This is a genomic window from Moorella glycerini (assembly GCF_009735625.1).
GTDB classification, from domain to species: Bacteria; Bacillota; DSM-521; order Neomoorellales; family Neomoorellaceae; genus Neomoorella; species Neomoorella glycerini.
On record NZ_CP046244.1, the window covers coordinates 220,318 to 235,272 of the forward strand.

The 14,955-nt window shown below is 56.3% G+C and carries 16 protein-coding genes, 6 tRNA genes and 1 pseudogene; 4 read left to right on the forward strand and 19 right to left on the reverse strand.

Going from position 1 to position 14,955, the window contains the following annotated elements; translation table 11 throughout:
- Positions 1-5: 5 nt before the first annotated feature.
- Together MGLY_RS01100 and MGLY_RS01105 are read right to left on the reverse strand one after the other, a co-directional pair.
- A complete protein-coding gene (locus tag MGLY_RS01100) occupies positions 6-818 on the reverse strand; it encodes a nicotinate-nucleotide diphosphorylase (protein WP_156271357.1) in 813 nt (270 codons plus the stop codon).
- Positions 802-1,611 (reverse strand): IclR family transcriptional regulator, encoded by an 810-nt coding sequence (locus MGLY_RS01105; RefSeq protein ID WP_156271358.1) that lies wholly within the window; start codon positions 1,609-1,611, stop codon positions 802-804. Before MGLY_RS01105 ends, MGLY_RS01100 begins: the two co-directional genes overlap by 17 nt.
- Positions 1,612-2,033: 422 nt before the next feature.
- Here MGLY_RS01105 and MGLY_RS01110 point away from each other — a divergent pair, with 422 nt between their 5' ends.
- Positions 2,034-2,864: an SDH family Clp fold serine proteinase gene (locus MGLY_RS01110; protein WP_156271359.1), complete on the forward strand. Its 831-nt coding sequence runs from the start codon at positions 2,034-2,036 to the stop codon at positions 2,862-2,864.
- A gap of 46 nt (positions 2,865-2,910) precedes the next feature.
- On the opposite strand, the gene nadE is transcribed toward MGLY_RS01110, so the two are convergent.
- From nadE to MGLY_RS01140, 6 genes and pseudogenes are all read right to left on the reverse strand, one after another.
- Positions 2,911-3,639 carry an NAD(+) synthase gene (gene nadE, locus MGLY_RS01115; protein ID WP_156271360.1) on the reverse strand — a complete coding sequence of 243 codons (729 nt, stop codon included), beginning with the start codon at positions 3,637-3,639 and terminating at the stop codon, positions 2,911-2,913.
- A 405-nt stretch (positions 3,640-4,044) separates the two neighbouring features.
- Positions 4,045-4,386: a spore coat protein gene (locus MGLY_RS01120; RefSeq protein WP_156271361.1), complete on the reverse strand. Its 342-nt coding sequence runs from the start codon at positions 4,384-4,386 to the stop codon at positions 4,045-4,047.
- A gap of 17 nt (positions 4,387-4,403) precedes the next feature.
- On the reverse strand, positions 4,404-4,604 hold the full coding sequence (locus MGLY_RS01125) for a hypothetical protein (protein ID WP_054935738.1): 201 nt from the start codon (positions 4,602-4,604) through the stop codon (positions 4,404-4,406).
- A 118-nt stretch (positions 4,605-4,722) separates the two neighbouring features.
- Positions 4,723-4,908: pseudogene (locus MGLY_RS01130) on the reverse strand (glutaredoxin family protein); the annotation flags it as partial.
- A gap of 168 nt (positions 4,909-5,076) precedes the next feature.
- A complete protein-coding gene (locus MGLY_RS01135; RefSeq protein ID WP_170291177.1) occupies positions 5,077-6,432 on the reverse strand; it encodes an aspartate aminotransferase family protein in 1,356 nt (451 codons plus the stop codon).
- Positions 6,433-6,553: 121 nt separating this feature from the next.
- Positions 6,554-7,942, reverse strand: a complete 1,389-nt coding sequence (locus MGLY_RS01140) for a radical SAM/SPASM domain-containing protein (RefSeq protein ID WP_156271363.1) — start codon at positions 7,940-7,942, stop codon at positions 6,554-6,556.
- A gap of 238 nt (positions 7,943-8,180) precedes the next feature.
- On the opposite strand from MGLY_RS01140, the gene MGLY_RS01145 reads away from it, so the two are divergent.
- Positions 8,181-8,411 (forward strand): DUF1657 domain-containing protein, encoded by a 231-nt coding sequence (locus MGLY_RS01145; RefSeq protein WP_156271364.1) that lies wholly within the window; start codon positions 8,181-8,183, stop codon positions 8,409-8,411.
- 155 nt (positions 8,412-8,566) lie between these two features.
- On the opposite strand, the gene MGLY_RS01150 is transcribed toward MGLY_RS01145, so the two are convergent.
- Positions 8,567-8,655: transfer RNA gene (locus tag MGLY_RS01150), tRNA-Leu, on the reverse strand.
- 141 nt (positions 8,656-8,796) lie between these two features.
- Positions 8,797-9,219: a PaaI family thioesterase gene (locus MGLY_RS01155; RefSeq protein WP_156271365.1), complete on the reverse strand. Its 423-nt coding sequence runs from the start codon at positions 9,217-9,219 to the stop codon at positions 8,797-8,799.
- A 159-nt stretch (positions 9,220-9,378) separates the two neighbouring features.
- Between MGLY_RS01155 and MGLY_RS18390 the strand changes: the two genes are divergently transcribed.
- Positions 9,379-9,504 (forward strand): hypothetical protein, encoded by a 126-nt coding sequence (locus tag MGLY_RS18390; protein ID WP_277997877.1) that lies wholly within the window; start codon positions 9,379-9,381, stop codon positions 9,502-9,504.
- A 124-nt stretch (positions 9,505-9,628) separates the two neighbouring features.
- On the opposite strand, the gene MGLY_RS01165 is transcribed toward MGLY_RS18390, so the two are convergent.
- The 4 genes from MGLY_RS01165 to MGLY_RS01180 form a co-directional block, all read right to left on the reverse strand.
- Positions 9,629-9,704, reverse strand: a tRNA-Cys gene (locus MGLY_RS01165).
- A gap of 12 nt (positions 9,705-9,716) precedes the next feature.
- A tRNA-Gly gene (locus MGLY_RS01170) sits at positions 9,717-9,791 on the reverse strand.
- Between the two features lie 105 nt (positions 9,792-9,896).
- Positions 9,897-10,574, reverse strand: a complete 678-nt coding sequence (locus tag MGLY_RS01175) for a potassium channel family protein (protein ID WP_156271367.1) — start codon at positions 10,572-10,574, stop codon at positions 9,897-9,899.
- Between the two features lie 248 nt (positions 10,575-10,822).
- On the reverse strand, positions 10,823-11,743 hold the full coding sequence (locus MGLY_RS01180; RefSeq protein ID WP_156271368.1) for a LuxR C-terminal-related transcriptional regulator: 921 nt from the start codon (positions 11,741-11,743) through the stop codon (positions 10,823-10,825).
- A 143-nt stretch (positions 11,744-11,886) separates the two neighbouring features.
- On the opposite strand from MGLY_RS01180, the gene MGLY_RS01185 reads away from it, so the two are divergent.
- Positions 11,887-12,465, forward strand: a complete 579-nt coding sequence (locus MGLY_RS01185) for a Uma2 family endonuclease (protein ID WP_156271369.1) — start codon at positions 11,887-11,889, stop codon at positions 12,463-12,465.
- Positions 12,466-12,479: 14 nt separating this feature from the next.
- Here MGLY_RS01185 and MGLY_RS01190 read toward each other — a convergent pair whose 3' ends face one another.
- The 5 genes from MGLY_RS01190 to speB form a co-directional block, all read right to left on the reverse strand.
- A complete protein-coding gene (locus MGLY_RS01190; RefSeq protein WP_156271370.1) occupies positions 12,480-13,631 on the reverse strand; it encodes a M24 family metallopeptidase in 1,152 nt (383 codons plus the stop codon).
- A gap of 109 nt (positions 13,632-13,740) precedes the next feature.
- Positions 13,741-13,816 (reverse strand) — tRNA-Phe (locus MGLY_RS01195).
- A 5-nt stretch (positions 13,817-13,821) separates the two neighbouring features.
- Positions 13,822-13,898: transfer RNA gene (locus MGLY_RS01200), tRNA-Asp, on the reverse strand.
- A 5-nt stretch (positions 13,899-13,903) separates the two neighbouring features.
- Positions 13,904-13,978 (reverse strand) — tRNA-Val (locus tag MGLY_RS01205).
- Positions 13,979-14,054: 76 nt separating this feature from the next.
- Positions 14,055-14,912: an agmatinase gene (gene speB, locus MGLY_RS01210; RefSeq protein WP_170291178.1), complete on the reverse strand. Its 858-nt coding sequence runs from the start codon at positions 14,910-14,912 to the stop codon at positions 14,055-14,057.
- Between the last annotated feature and the right edge of the window lie 43 nt (positions 14,913-14,955).

A 14,955-nucleotide genomic window follows, 5' to 3' on the forward strand; every position in this document is an offset into this window, starting at 1 on the left:
TCCGTTTATACAGAAATCCCTTCCACATCCAGGCTTAAATCCAGCAGCGGCGCATCGATAATGGCCCGGCCGACATCGACGATGTCCGCCCCGGCGGCAATTACCTCCTCCAGGCCTGCCGGCGTGACGCCGCCGGCAAAGGCGAGTTTTACTTTTTCCCGCCAGCCGCCTTGCTGCGCTGCTGTCACCACTGTTGCCAGGTCCTCCAGAAGGCCGGTATCTACCATGATAATTCCTGCCCCGGCCCTTACTGCGGCCTCCGCTTCACCGGCTATGGGCCGGCCCTCCCCGCGGACCTGCACGGCGATCACCCGCTCCTGGTCATAGGCGCGCGCCCGGCTCACCGCCGGCTCGACGCCTCCTAAAAGGCGGACGTAATTTTTATCCAGGTAGATAAAGGGGCGTTCGGTAATGCGGATACCGGCACCGCCGGTGGCGATGGCCCGGCGCAACTCGTCCCTTATTTCCGGGGCTACCTTTTTCCACGCGCCGCAGACGACTTTTATCCGTCCCCCGGCCTGCCGGACAAAATTAGCCGCCGCCGTGGCCACCCCGGAGGGCTTACCTATAACTCCCAGGAGCATCTCTTCGGCCCGGATAATCGCCGGGGCCTCGCCCCTGGCCCGGAAAAGGCAGCTTCCCGTTTCCAGGGGATAACCCTCGGGGGCTGCCCAGGTTACTTCCAGCCCCAGTTCACCTGCTACCCGGGTTAACCTGGCTGCCCCGGAGAATATTCCCCTTTCCCGGGCGGTGATGGCAAAGGCCAGGATATGCCCCGCCAGGGGGGCAAAGAGATATTCTCTAAGCTCCACTGGCATCACTTCCTGCCGCAGGCCGGTAACCAAGGCCGGCCGAAATCTCCGCTGCCGTCCGGGTGACCAGTTCTACGGCCAGCTGGAACCTCTCCCCTTCCAACCGTGCCACCGGGCCTGCAACGCTAATCGCGGCACATACTTTGCCGTTATGGTCCCTTATCGGAGCTGCCACGCAGCGGAGACTATCCATAATTTCCTCATTATCTACGGCATACCCTGCCGCCCGGATTTTTTCCAGTTCCGCCTCCAGCCGGCGCGGGTCGGTGATGGTATGACTGGTATAGCGGGCCAGGCCTTTGGTCGCGATGATCCGTTTCACCTCGCTGGGGTGCAGGTAGGCCAGCAGTACCTTACCCACCCCGGTACAGTGGGCCGGCAGGCGCATGCCGACCTGGGAAACAATCCGCAGGGACTGCTGGCTTTCTCGCTTGTCAATATACAGTACTTCCCCCTTATCGAGGACCACCAGGTGGACTGTCTCCTCCATTTCATTAACCAGCTGTTGAATAAAGGGTGCGGCAACTTTACGCACATCCCAGTTGGCAGCAACAACGTTGCCGATTTCAAAAAGCCGTACCCCCAGGCGGTAGCGGCCGTCGAAGGGCGACTGCTCCAGATATCCGAAATCCCGCAGGGTAGCCAGCAACCCATGAAGGGTGCTTTTCGGCAAATCCATGGCGCGAGCTATTTCCGCCAGCGACATATCGCGCTGGTTGGCGGCCAGCAGGTCCAGGATCATTAACGCCTTGGCCACCGAGCGAATCCGCGAAGCATTATTCTGGTCCTTTATTGCCATTATGCCAGCCTCCGTTCTATATAGCCGAACAAGATTTGATTTTTTTAAGTATACAATAGATCTCTGTCAGATGCTACCCTCTCCCGGCTGGTCATATTCGGCATTGTCAAATGCTGTTCTGTATCTTACGTTAAAACAAATTCGCCATTAATTTTGGTATTCCTGCTGTACCATAGCCCTTTTTGTTCGGCATTATCGTAAATTTATTGACCATAGTGAACGAAGGAAATTCCGGTACCTCAATAACGGAATTGGCATATCCTGGTGGTAATAAGGAATAATAGTAGCACAGACCTGGCCTGAGTAGTAATTCTGCCCTGGCTTAAAATTAAAACCGGGAACTGGTACAGCCAATTCGTACAGGCAATCCGACTTCCGACTTCCTGCTTCTGACTTCCATATAAGAAGGAGGTACCCCGGCCGTGGATTTCCTGAGTATCATCTGGATCATCTTCCTGATCTCGGCCTTTTTACCCATGTTGCACCAGCGGCGGATCGAAGCCGCCCGCCTGCACCTCATCCGGACCTTTGAAAGAAAGAAGAATTCGCGTCTTATTACCCTCATCCACCGCCAGGAAGCCCTGAGTTTCCTGGGCATTCCCCTTACTCGCTATATTAATATCGAAGATTCGGAGCAGCTCCTGCGGGCCATTCGTCTAACCCCCGAGGATATGCCCATTGACCTGGTCCTCCATACTCCCGGCGGCCTGGTCCTGGCAGCCGAGCAGATCGCCCACGCCATTTTGAAACACCCGGCCAGGGTAACCGTCTACGTACCCCACTATGCCATGTCCGGCGGCACCCTCATCGCCCTGGCAGCCGATGAAATCGTCATGGACGAAAACGCCGTCCTGGGCCCTATCGACCCCCAGCTGGGCGAGTACCCGGCGGCCTCGATCCTTAAGGTTATCGAAGAAAAGGATAAAAATGAGATTGACGACCGCACCCTTATCCTGGGCGATATCGCCCGCAAGGCCATGCGGCAGGTGCGGGAGAGCCTGGTAGAACTCCTGGCTGAAAAAATGGAGCGCCAGAAGGCCGAAGAACTGGCCACCATTTTAAGCGAAGGCCGCTGGACCCATGACTATCCCATCGGCGTAGAGCAGTTAATAAAAATGGGGCTGCCGGTGAAAACCGGTTTGCCCCGGGAAATATACCAGCTCATGGAACTCTATCCCCAGCCGGCCGGACGCCGGCCTTCGGTCCAGTACGTGCCCCTGCCCTACAGCCGCCGCGACGGGGGACGGCGTTAAAAATCCCGGCCTGATTAGCCGCGTGCTTAACGGGGTTACCGGCGCCTTAAAAGGGCGGTACCAGGGGCAGCCGCCTTTTGTGGGCACTGCAGGCGGCCATGGACTCTATTTTCTCTTTCGCCGCCGGCGGCGCTTCCCCCGTCAGGAGATAATGGTCCAGGACTTCATAGGTGAGGCCCATCTCACCCTCATCCGTCTGGCCGGCCCACAGGCCCGCTGAAGGGGCTTTAGTAATAATCCTTTCCGGCAGTCTTAAGTAACGGGCCAGCTCCCTTACCTGGGACTTCACCAGGTTGGCCAGGGGCAGCAGGTCCACACCGCCGTCGCCATACTTGGTAAAGTACCCCACTGCCAGCTCACTTCTATTGCCGGTGCCAATGACCAGGTAATTGCGCTCGTTGGCATGGAAATAGAGGGTCATCATCCTGAGGCGCGGCTTTAAGTTGGCCAGGGCCAGGCTCCGCCGGCCGGCTGCGTAGGGTTTTCCCGTCAGGAGCAGTACCAGCTGGTCGTAGACGCCATCCAGTACCACCTCTAACACCGGTAAATCCAGGTGCCGGGCAACCAGCCGGGCATCCCCGGCATCAGCCGGGTCGCTGTGGCAGGGCAGGATCAACCCCAGGCAATTTTCCGGGAAAGCCCGCCGGCAGAGGGCCGCCACTACGGCGGAGTCAATACCGCCACTTAAACCCACGACCGCACCCCGGGCACCGGCCTTATGCACCTCCTCCTGCAACCAGGCTACCAGTTCCGTTACCATTTTGGCCGCATCCATATTTTTTACCTCCTGGGCCGCTAAACCGGCTCCAACCACAGGCCGGTAGCAGCAGATTTTAGCCGCCGGCTAAGAGCCTTTCCCGCTGCTACGCCCCTTTGCTGCTTGTGACAGTGCCCCATTGCACTGCCAGAAACACCGGGTGACCGCACCGGACGACCGGCACGAGCTAAAAGCCCAAGCTGCTTACTTCCATTTTCGACGTAGAGACGCCAATTCCTGCCGCAGTTCATGAGCACCGGAATGACCGGCAAGGGCCGGTATAAAGATAGCCTCCGGTAACTATCCCACCCGGAGGCATTTTTGCAAGTTAATCCCTTTATTGTTTTGAGACGTCTTTAATCCTGGTAAATTTTCTTGTTCTGCCATAATTTTACCTTGACGACTCAATTTCCCAACTGTTAGTTACACCCGGTACTGGGGTATCCCGCCACCCACCTGGGGCGCCATTCCCATCTGGGCTCCCATCATGCCGCCCTGCTGGAGCTGCATTTGTTCCTGTTGCAAGCGCTGTTGCAGCTGGCTGATCTCCTGCTGGCTGGCCATGCTGAGCTGGTACCACCCTTTTGCATGCATAACATCCCACACAGCCTTCAGGCAGTTCTGCTCATCCTGGTAAACGGCCATAAAATCCCGCCGCAGCTGGTCGCTGGCACATTCCGTAATTGCCGTATTATAGCAGCTGGTTAAAAGCTTCTCGCTGGCCAGGCAATCGCTGCACATGGTCTTGTCGTCAAAAAGTTGCATGGGCTTGCCTTCCCCCTTTACATCATATGCTGCCCGCCCAGGTGGCGGATCAGGGTATTATAGTGGCGCTGGTGGGCCTGCTGCACAGAACTCAGGACTTGCTTCAACTGGGGATCGCTGCACTGGGCCGCGTAGGCCCCGAATTTCCGGATCATCAATAATTCGTTACTTAAATTTTCCCGGAGCTGCATTAATTCAGCCTGGGTTAAACCAGCCATGGTATAGCCTCCTTCCGTATATTTATGTTACCAGGGATCATCTTTCCCCACCGGCAGGGGCCTATACATAAAAATGGTAACCAATAAAAACCAGGCCGGGGCACGTACCCCGGCATCTCTAGTGAAATATTTTATTCAAGCGGTTTTCATCAAAACCTACAATTACCTGGCCGTCAACGACCAGGGTGGGCACGGCCGCCAGGCCGCCATTACGCCGGCACAATTCCTCCATGGCCCGGTCATCCACGCTGATATCCTTTTCTTCATAGTTAACGCCTTGCCGGGAAAGATACTCTTTCACCGTCTTGCAGGTGGGTCAGGTCGGAGTAGTGTAGACTATGACATTATCTGGCATCAGGCTAACCTCCCGGGAGACTTTTTTCTTAGTCTGCCAGGAAGCCGCAAGCTTTATGCCTTTGCCTGGAGCAAACCCGGCCAGCCACGTACGGCTACAGCATCGCTCCTTACCCTTCTACTTGCGTTTTAACAGGGAACCCAGGGCCGTTTTGGCGCTGCTTAAAGTTACACCGATAAAGCCGTACCCGCGCAGGATATCCTCCAGGGCCGCCAGCACCTGTTCAATCTCCCCTTCGGTGACAATCAAGGGCGGCTCCAGGCGGATAACATTGGGGTTATTTAACGTATAGGCCGTAATCACCTGGTGTTTATTCATCAATTCCCCGGCCACCAGGGACCCGAAATATTCCCCGGCCAGCTCATTCACCTTGCCCCGGGTAAGTTTGTCGAACCACCCTCCCACGGGCTGGTTAAACTCCAGGCCGATGAGGAGACCCCGGCCGCGGACTTCTTTAATGAGGCCATATTTCTCTTTAAGCTGCCGCAGCCGCTCCAGGAAGAAGCGCCCTCTGGCTGCCGCCTGACCTGCCAGGTCCTGGTCCAGGATGCCCTGCAGGGCCGCCAGGCCGGCGGCCGCCGCCAGGCTATTGCCGCCAAAGGTGGAAGTATGGAGCAAAGCCTTATCCATGCCGCCGTAGGCCTTATCCCAGACAGCCGGCCGGGCAATATAAGCGCCAATGGGCATGACACCGCCGCCCAGGGATTTGGCCAGGCACATGATATCCGGTACCACGCCCTCATGCTCGCAGGCAAAAAGATAGCCTGTCCGGCCAAAGCCCGTCTGGATCTCGTCGAGGATTAACAGGCTGCCGTAGCGGTCGCAGAGGTCCCGCGCCCCCTTCAAGTAACCGTCATGGGGGACAATAACGCCGCCCTCACCCTGGATGGGCTCGACGATAAAGGCAGCCACATCGCCACCGGCCAGTTTGGCCTCCAGGGCCTCCAGATCATCATACGGTACCGCCTCGCAGCCTGGCAGTAAAGGAGCAAAGGGACGCTGGTATTTCTCCCGCCCGGTGACGGACAGGGAACCAAAACTTTTGCCGTGGAAGGAATTCCGGCAGTAAATGATCTTCTCCCGGCCGGTGGCGGCCCGGGCCAGCTTCAGGGCGCCCTCCACAGCCTCGGTGCCGCTGTTGCAGAAAAAGACCCGCTCCAGGTCCCCGGGCGTCACCCGGGCCAGGTTGTGGGCCAGGGCGGCGGCCAGGGGATTCAAAGAGGCCTGGAGGAGATTGGGCCGCCCCATGACCCTTTTAACAGCGGCCAGTACCTCCGGCGGGTTGTGGCCCAGGTTGAGGGCACCATAGCCACCCAGGAAGTCCAGGTAACGTTTGCCCTCCCTGTCCCAGACGGCAATCCCTTCCGCCCGGACAAAGGCCTTGTCAAAATCCAGCAGGGCCAGCATACCCGCCAGGCCGGGATTAACATAGCGGCGATATAATTCCCGCGTCTCCTGGCGGGAAAACTCCATGGCCTCTTCCAGGCTAAATAACTTTTCCTCAGCCAATCTCTTCACTTACCTTTCCAGAAAATAAAAATGACCTCAAGAGCCTTCTCTCAAGGCCATTTTACCATCTTTACCCGCTTTCTGTCTAATGGGTCTGGCAACAATTTTCCCCTTCCACCGCTACGGCCACAGCTTTTCCTTCTTCCGCCCAGATGCGGTCGGCCACCTCTCCCCAGGCCCGGGCATAGGGAGCCAGTTTGGCAGCAAACTCGGCTGCCGTCTCGTCATCATGCAACTGGGTCGAGCGGGCACCCGACTCGGCCACTATATCCCGCAGCATTTCCGGGTGATCAATGAGGGGGCAGGGACGGCGCAGGTTCTGGTTAAAGGGCTGGCGCTTCTGGTAGGCCCGGAAAAGGGGGTTCTGCAGGGCTTCCACCAGGCTCACATCCTTAATGTTGCAGGTGCTGTAGTGGACAAAGGCGCAGGGCTCGACTTCACCGGCCGCGTTAATATGGAAATAACGCCGGCCACCGGCGATACAGCCGTTGCTGGCCTCGCCGTCGTTCCAGAAGTCCACCAGGAAGATGGGTTTGGTCCGGCGGAAATACTGGATACGCTCAAACATCCAGGCCCGCTGCGATGGGGTGGCCATCATTTCCAGGTCCACGTCCTTGCCAATGGGGATATAGGTAAAATACCAGCCAAAGGCAACTCCTTTGTCCACCAGCATATCAACAAAGGCGTCGCTGCCCAGTTCCTCGGTATTATTGCGGCTGTAGGTTACCGAGACGCCATAGACGGCCCCGGCGGCCCGCATGAGGTCCATGGCCTGCATAACCTTGGCGAAAACACCTTTGCCGCGGCGGCCATCAGTCCTTTCCTCAAAACCTTCCAGGCTTAAGGCTACCGTAATATTACCCAGGCGCACCATATCGTCGACAAATTTTTGATCAATTAAAGTACCATTGGTAAAGAGGTGGAAAACCTGGTCAGGATGCTTCTCGGCCAGCCGGACAATATCGTCGCGGCGCAGCATGGGTTCACCGCCGGAAAGAACAATAAAATTAATGCCCAGCTTCTCGCCTTCGGTAACAATGCGGTCCATGGTAGCAAAATCCAGTTCTTGCGCCCGCTGGTAATCCCCAGCCCAGCAGCCCAGACAGTGCAAATTACACTTTTCCGTTGGGTCCATGAGGATGGCCCACGGTACGGCGACACCGAGTTTCGCCGCCCACTCTTTCTGCCGCGGCACACCGATAAAGGTTGAATTAACAAAGAAATCCATGGCCAGGCGCTGCCTGACATTGGGGTGGGTCTGAGTCAGCAGCCGCCGGGCAAACCGGTACCAGTTGCCATTTCTATCCGCTAAAACTCTCTTAACATTGGCCACCATCTCCCGGTGATAAGGATCCCGGGCCAGCTTTTCAGCTACGGTAATCAGGCGGGGAATATTCTTTTCCGGGTTATTGAGGATTAATTTAACCCCCTGCTCCAGCAACTTTTCCCCCACATAAGTTGCCGCCAGGTTCACGCGCAATACCTCCTTCCCAGCTTTATAAACACAAAATGGTAGCCCTTATGTCCTGTCAACGCCGGCTACCACCTCCCAAAACTCCCAAAAGACCAATTTTTGTTTTTATTATACGCTTCCGGCCATATCTGGTCAAGGGTTCCCTTGTGGGTAGAAAGTGCTTCTTATATTATTCTCCTTCAGGGTCAAAACTATCAAATGGACAGGGATTAGTACTGCAAAGGAGGGTTTTTAAAAAATGACCATCGGCACCAAAATGCACCAGACCCTCACCAGCCTGGAAGGCGCCGTCGCCGACCTGAAGTCCTACGCTCTGGAAACCCAGGATAAGAATGCCAGGAAGCAGTTTACCGATTATGCCAACCAGCTCGAAAACATCGCCCAGGGCTTGAAGGGCCGGGTCAATTACCTGGAAAGCCAGGAACCCCAGTACAAGGTTTTCCAGCAGGCGCAGGGCAAGATGCAGTAACGTCCCTTTGGCATAGCCCCCGTTAACACGGGGGCTTATATTTATAGCCTATGCCGGGATGGAAAAGAATACAACGCCACTATGCAAAAAACAAAAAAGCCGGGGCAAACGCTCTACAGGCCAAAAGAAAAAGGCCCTTTCGGCCTTGATTTTCCTGGTGCGAGAGGCGGGACTTGAACCCGCACGGACCAAAAGGTCCACGAGATTTTAAGTCTCGGGCGTCTGCCGGTTCCGCCACTCTCGCAGGCAAAAGATATTATAGCATATAACGATGGGGATATTCAATACTAAGTTTTAATCTTTCTCGCCACCCGCCGGAGACACTGCGGTATTTTACCGGGCGCCGGGTAGTAAATGTCGCCAGTATCTCCCGGTAAAAAACGGATTATTTCACATAAAATATTCCCCCGGCGGTTGCCACCGGCTGGCCGCCAACAGCCATCCTTGCCTCCGTTACTACTATCCTTTCGCCGTTATGGATTACCATCCCCCGGCACTCCACCACCTGGCCGGCCTCCACCGGCCTTAAATAACCGACCTGCAGGTTCAGGGTAACAGCCTGCCTGCCAATAGAACGCACGGCAATACCCATGGCCCGGTCGGCCAGGGCAGCATAGACGCCACCATGGAGGGTCCGCCAGGAGTTGAGATGTCTAGGAAGCACTTTCAAGCGTACCAGGCTCCGCCCCGGCCCTACTCCGGCTACTTCTATACCCATCAACTCGGCAAAGGGATTGTCCGGTTGAACGATGGCCTGCCATTTTTCCGCATCAAGTTCACCTGCTGCCCAGGAAAAATCCCCTCCCATAATGCCACTCCTTCTGCTATAATGAACCATTATAATGAACCATAAACGGGCTATCCTAAAAAAATTATTGCGCCTCTTAATGCTATAAAGGATAAAGGTGGGATTAATCTGGCAACTTTACAAGAACGCATCAACCAGTTACAGGCGGAAATTGCCGATTTGAAGCGGCGTTTCCCTGCCCATTCCTTAAAGCCTGCCATGTTCCAGCAGCTGGAAGACCTGGAAGAGGAGCTGGAAAAGTTGCTCCAGCAACAAAAGGAGGAACAATTACATCCTAACAGTTAGCTGCTGATATGTCAACTTCTGGGAAGTAAGATGCTGCAGCTTCAGGCGTAAATTGCAGGCAACAACTGGATAATACAAAAAGACCACTTTGCCCGCCGGCAAAATGGCCTTCCAGCTACCAACCTGGAGGCGCGGGCCGGATTTGAACCGGCGAATAGCGGTTTTGCAGACCGCGGCGTTAGCCACTTCGCCACCGCGCCAGGGTAAAAAAATGGAGCGGAAAACGGGATTTGAACCCGCGACCCCCGCCTTGGCAAGGCGATGCTCTACCGCTGAGCTACTTCCGCTCGCTCACTGCATGTTTGATTATAGCACGGCCAAAAAGTCCTGTCAAGCATCCGCGATCACTCAAGCTGGCCCAAAGTATAATCTTACCGGAGGAAGCGGGGCCATTATACAGCCCCACTCTCGCTCCTGCCCGTCAGGATATACTCCAGTTCCGCCTGAACAGATGGGTTAGTGAGGGCAAAGACCAGGTCCCCTGCTTTCAGGACCGTATTGCCACAGGGAACAATGGCCGTATCACCCCGGACAATAGTCACCAGAATACACTCGTTGGGAAAGGGTATCTCCTTGATTTTCCGCCCCAGGACAGGGGCATCAGGACCAAGTTTAAACTGGATCATTTTTAAATCCTTAATGCCCTGCATCCACAGGGCCGTAGTCGCATCCATATCCACCCTTTCCTGGATTAATCCCAGGATAAGGGAAGCGGGGCCAATTACCTGGTTGACCCCCAGCCAGCGGAAGAGCTTCTCATTGCCCGGATTATTCACCAGGGCCAGGGTACGTCTGGCTTTAAACTGGCGCTCCGCCAGCTGGCAGATTACCAGGTTGTCCTGGTCGTCATCCGTGATAGCAATAACTATATCTGCCTCTTCAGCGCCGGCCTTTTTCAGAACTGGTGGCCTGGTACCGTCACCAATGACTACCGGCAGGCCGAGTTCCTGCTTAATTTTTTCACCCTTTTCCTGGTCATGTTCTACCACCACTACTTCACAACCCCAGGCGGCACACTGTTTGGCTACCTGGTAACCAACCTTACCGCCACCGACTACGACAATCCTCATGACCCAACCCCTTTCTGCTATAACTATTCGCCACCACCTCCTCGCTTCCTGCCGCTGGTAAATTTTATTCTTTCCGGGCTGGTTGCGGCAGCGGCCGGCTATCTCTACCAGGAGGGCCAGGTATAAATTATCAATAGGTTCGATGATTTGACGGTGGCCATTAATGACCTGGCCCGGACCCGAAGGGAAAACAAAAGCACCCCCCTTGTGACATGGGAGGAGCTGCTTTTCAGGTTTTTAAACATATTTTAACTTACCCCCACGACCCGGCGGGCCTCAGCGAGGAGCTGGACCCAGGTGGGCGGCGGCATTGGCTCAGGTCGCCCGGAGGTCCGGGCAATCCGGCTTAAAGCCTGCCATCGTTGCTGCATCCGGGCGTGGAGGCTGGCGACGTACTCCCCCAGCTCGCCATCAAGCCAGGCTTCCAGGTAATTGCGGACGTAATCGCCGGCAGAGGCATCCCCGATTTTGTAATAGGCAGCGCGGGTACCCCGGACACGGCCATTGGTGGTATAGGGCAGCCACCAGGGCCGGTAAGGCTCGTCCACATTATCGCTGTATAAATAACGGATATACCTGTTGCCGGCAAGGACCGCCAGGGCCGGTTTCATCCAGAATCGGGCGGCAGCACCCACATGCAAAACACGGCCTTCACCCAGGAGGAGAAGCTGCCACTGGACGGCCCGGGCCTGGTGCAGGTAGGCGCTGCCTGCTTTTGAAGGCAGGCCCTGGAGCTGGAGGACGGCGGCCTCATGTGGAGAGAGATCACCTTCCATAGCCCGGCGGGCAGAATTAAAGCTAATAACCTGCCGGACGGCAGTAGCAGCTATTTCCCCGCCAGCGCCCCGGCTACCATACTGGCCGGCACTGATGACTCCCGTTCCCTCCCGGGTATTGCTACTATTACTACCCTGCTCCTTCAAAGCCTGCACTGCCTGCCGCACGTCTTCTTCCAGTTCCGGCCAGATGATATCCGTCCTGTACTTCCAACCGCAGCCGAGCTTGGCGGCCACTCTTTCCAGCTGGGATTTAACTGTACCCTGCTGGATTGCCAGGGCCGTTGCTATCTCCCAGCGCTTTAAACCGGCCCGGGCCAGGAGTGCCACCTGGAGTTCCAGTTTAGCTAATTTAAGGCGAGCATCAATAACTTTCTGGCAGTTGCGGTCCATTTGGCTTTATATTTAACTCCTGCAATAGTAACATGATGTATAACTAACTCTTATACATATTCTGCAACTAAGAAAATAATCCTGCTGCCTCGTCCCCCTAGAGATTTATTATGGTATAATAAACCAGGAAAGGAGGGTTTATTATGAGCCTGGCATGGGAAGAGATAGCAGTCACCGGGGGACTTACCTATGAGGATTATCTCCTTTTTCCGGAGGATGGCCGGCGACACGAGTTGATTGGGGGGGATCACTATATGACACCAGCACCTACTGTTGTGCACCAGCGGTTTCTACGCAATCTCAGCCATATACTAAGCGAGTACGTAACTAAAAATAAGCTGGGGGAGGTTTTATTCTCCCCCATAGATGTAGTGATTTCCCCCGGGGATGTAGTCCAGCCAGATCTCATCTTTATCAGCAATAACCGCCGCCAACGCCTGACGCCTAAAAATGTCCAGGGGGCGCCGGACCTGGTGGTAGAAGTCATCTCAGATGCTTCCCGCCGCCTGGATCGTAAATTAAAGCGTAATCTTTATGGGCGCTATGATGTTCTTGAATACTGGCTCTTCGACCCGGACCTTCGCCTAGCGGAAATCTTCCGTCGCGACGAGGCCGGCCGCCTGGTGAAGGCGGCCGAATACGAAGATGAAGGCGAGCTGACCTCCCCCCTGTTGCCAGGCCTGGTCATAGATTTAAAACTCCTCTGGCCGGAGGAAGTATGACCCCAGTGTTTTCCTTAATAAGTCAGGCTTACTGCTCCATTTTCCGTAACCACATACGTATCCTCTACCCCGGCGCTGCCCTGGCCCGGGAAGACAAATTTGGGCTCCAGGGCAAAGACCATACCGGTTGCCAGGACGGTCTTATCCCCCCTGGCGATCACCGGCCACTCGTTCAATTCCAGCCCGATACCGTGGCCAATATAACTCACCTGGCGGCCATGACCCATAAAGTGTTCGCCCAGCCCGGCCCGGCTGGCCATGGTGACGGCCAGGTCATAGAGTTCGCCTGCCGTTACCCCGGGCCTGGCCTTCTCCGCCACCCTGGCTGCTATCTCCATGGCTGTTTCCTGGGCTTTCTGCAAAACAGGTGCTGCGGTTGCATCCAGGTAAATCCGCGTCTGGTCGACGGTATAGTCCCCATACACGCCGGCATAGTCAATGAGCAGGGGTTCTCCTGCTTCCCAGCGGTGCCGGCTGGGACCAAGGGGGTAAAGGGGTGTTAGGCCGCGGCCGGCCAGGGGTACGTCGAAACAGGAAGCCAGGGCCGAATTGGCCCCGGCCGCCACGATGCCCGGTATCATTCCCTGCTCCTGGCCACGGAAACGTTTCGTCCCCTGGTGGCCCAGGCGGCGGGCATAGCCTTCAAACTCGGCGGCGATTTCCAGTTCCGTCATCCCCGGCTTTATTACGCTACTTATGTACTTGAAGACCTCGGCGTGCCTGCCCGCTGCATACCGCAGGGCCTCCAGTTCCTGGCCGGACTTGACCATGCGCTGGGACCGCAATATTTGACTTATGTCCACCCACTGGCAGTCCGGGAAAAGCGCCTGGTAGCGCCGGAACAGGCTTAAAGGGATGACGTCCATTTCTAAACCCAACCGCTTAAGCCCGCTCCCGCCGGTTCCTGCCAGTAGCCCGGGTATTTCTCTAAAGCTGCCCAGGGGCAGTACCTGATTTAAAGCAGCCTCTGCCTGCGCCCGGGCGGTATCCCGGTAGGCCAGAAGCAAGGGTTCTCCCGTCGCCGGGACAAACAGGTGGCAACTCTGGGCCGTACCGCTCAGGTAATACAGGTCGGCGGCCTGGAAAATGAGGGCGCCGTCTAATTCCCGGGCCTGCAGGGCCTCCTGGAAACGCCTGAGACGCTCTTGGTATTCAGTCGTGGTCATTGTCAGCCTCCATGATTAGCCTTTCTAATTCTTATTCTAAGCCACGAAAATGCTCCTGGCAACCAGCGGTATAACAGAAAAGGCCTGGTTTCTTCCAGGCCTTCCGTGCTGGTGCCTCAGGGCGGAATCGAACCGCCGACACGAGGATTTTCAGTCCTCTGCTCTACCAACTGAGCTACCGAGGCATGTCTGGCGGAGCCGACGGGATTTGAACCCGCGATCTTCGGCGTGACAGGCCGACATGTTAAACCGCTACACTACGGCTCCTCTCCTGGTGGGCAGTGGCAGGATTGAACTGCCGACCCCCTGCTTGTAAGGCAGGTGCTCTCCCGCTGAGCTAACCGCCCTCATGTACCTGTCGCGTAAGATATTATAGCACGGTACTCCCCCGAAGTCAAATATATTTTCTCCCTCAGGGTTATTTTACCTTCCCCAGGCAAGGATGGCCTCGCGAACGATTTTGGCCGCCAGGATGGCGGTTATATTACCCTGGTCGTAGGCCGGGCAGACCTCCACCAGGTCAAAGGCCACCACGTTGGCCTCCCGCAACAGGTAAATAGCCTGCAGGATCTCCCGGGGTGTGCAGCCCCCCGGTTCAGGGGTACCGGTACCGGGGGCGAAGGCAGGGTCCACTACATCAATATCTATGCTAACATAAAGGGGGCGAGATCCCAGTTCGGGTACCAGCTTCTCCAGGGGGGTAGTAATGACATCCATAAAAAAATTGGTTTCTTCCTGGCCATAGGCGAACTCGCCCCAGGTGCCGGAACGGATGCCAAACTGGTAAAGGTTCCCGGGGCCGATTTCCTCCGCCACCAGGCGCATAACGGTGGCGTGGGAAAGCCTTTCCCCCAGGTATTCCTCCCTTAGATCGGCATGGGCGTCAAAGTGGAGGACGGCAAGCTTGGGGTAGCGGCGGTGCGCCGCCCGGATAAGGGGATAGCTCACCAGGTGCTCTCCCCCCAGGAATAAAGGAAGCTTCCCGTCCTGGAAAAGGGCGGCAGCAGCAGCCTCCATCCGCTCCAGGTTGGCCTCCACCCGGCCCGGTACCAGGTCAAGGTCGCCGGCATCGTAAACAGGCACCTGTCCCAGTTCGCGCTTAAGGTACGGGCTGTATTCTTCCAGGACTTCCGACACGGCGCGAATGGCCTGGGGGCCCCAGCGGGTGCCGGGGCGAAAGCTGGTGGTGGCGTCAAAGGGGATGCCCGCCAGGACCACCCGGGCGGCTTCATAATTATCGCCGCTGGCCAGGAAGCCCTGGTTTTTTACATAACCTGCCAGCACTTGAATTGTTTCCTCCGTATTCAACCTTTTTTACATAACT

What these genes read in the sequence shown, in the direction of transcription:
- MGLY_RS01100 (WP_156271357.1), bottom strand. Translation starts at nt 818, where the DNA reads ATGCCAGTGGAGCTTAGAGAATATCTCTTTGCCCCCCTGGCGGGGCAT.
- MGLY_RS01125 (WP_054935738.1), bottom strand. Translation starts at nt 4,604, where the DNA reads ATGGCTGGTTTAACCCAGGCTGAATTAATGCAGCTCCGGGAAAATTTA.
- nadE (WP_156271360.1), bottom strand. Translation starts at nt 3,639, where the DNA reads ATGGATGCGGCCAAAATGGTAACGGAACTGGTAGCCTGGTTGCAGGAG.
- MGLY_RS01190 (WP_156271370.1), bottom strand. Translation starts at nt 13,631, where the DNA reads ATGACCACGACTGAATACCAAGAGCGTCTCAGGCGTTTCCAGGAGGCC.
- MGLY_RS01185 (WP_156271369.1), top strand. Translation starts at nt 11,887, where the DNA reads ATGAGCCTGGCATGGGAAGAGATAGCAGTCACCGGGGGACTTACCTAT.
- MGLY_RS01155 (WP_156271365.1), bottom strand. Translation starts at nt 9,219, where the DNA reads ATGGGAGGGGATTTTTCCTGGGCAGCAGGTGAACTTGATGCGGAAAAA.
- MGLY_RS01180 (WP_156271368.1), bottom strand. Translation starts at nt 11,743, where the DNA reads ATGGACCGCAACTGCCAGAAAGTTATTGATGCTCGCCTTAAATTAGCT.
- MGLY_RS01175 (WP_156271367.1), bottom strand. Translation starts at nt 10,574, where the DNA reads ATGAGGATTGTCGTAGTCGGTGGCGGTAAGGTTGGTTACCAGGTAGCC.
- MGLY_RS01105 (WP_156271358.1), bottom strand. Translation starts at nt 1,611, where the DNA reads ATGGCAATAAAGGACCAGAATAATGCTTCGCGGATTCGCTCGGTGGCC.
- MGLY_RS01145 (WP_156271364.1), top strand. Translation starts at nt 8,181, where the DNA reads ATGACCATCGGCACCAAAATGCACCAGACCCTCACCAGCCTGGAAGGC.
- MGLY_RS01120 (WP_156271361.1), bottom strand. Translation starts at nt 4,386, where the DNA reads ATGCAACTTTTTGACGACAAGACCATGTGCAGCGATTGCCTGGCCAGC.
- MGLY_RS01135 (WP_170291177.1), bottom strand. Translation starts at nt 6,432, where the DNA reads ATGGAGTTTTCCCGCCAGGAGACGCGGGAATTATATCGCCGCTATGTT.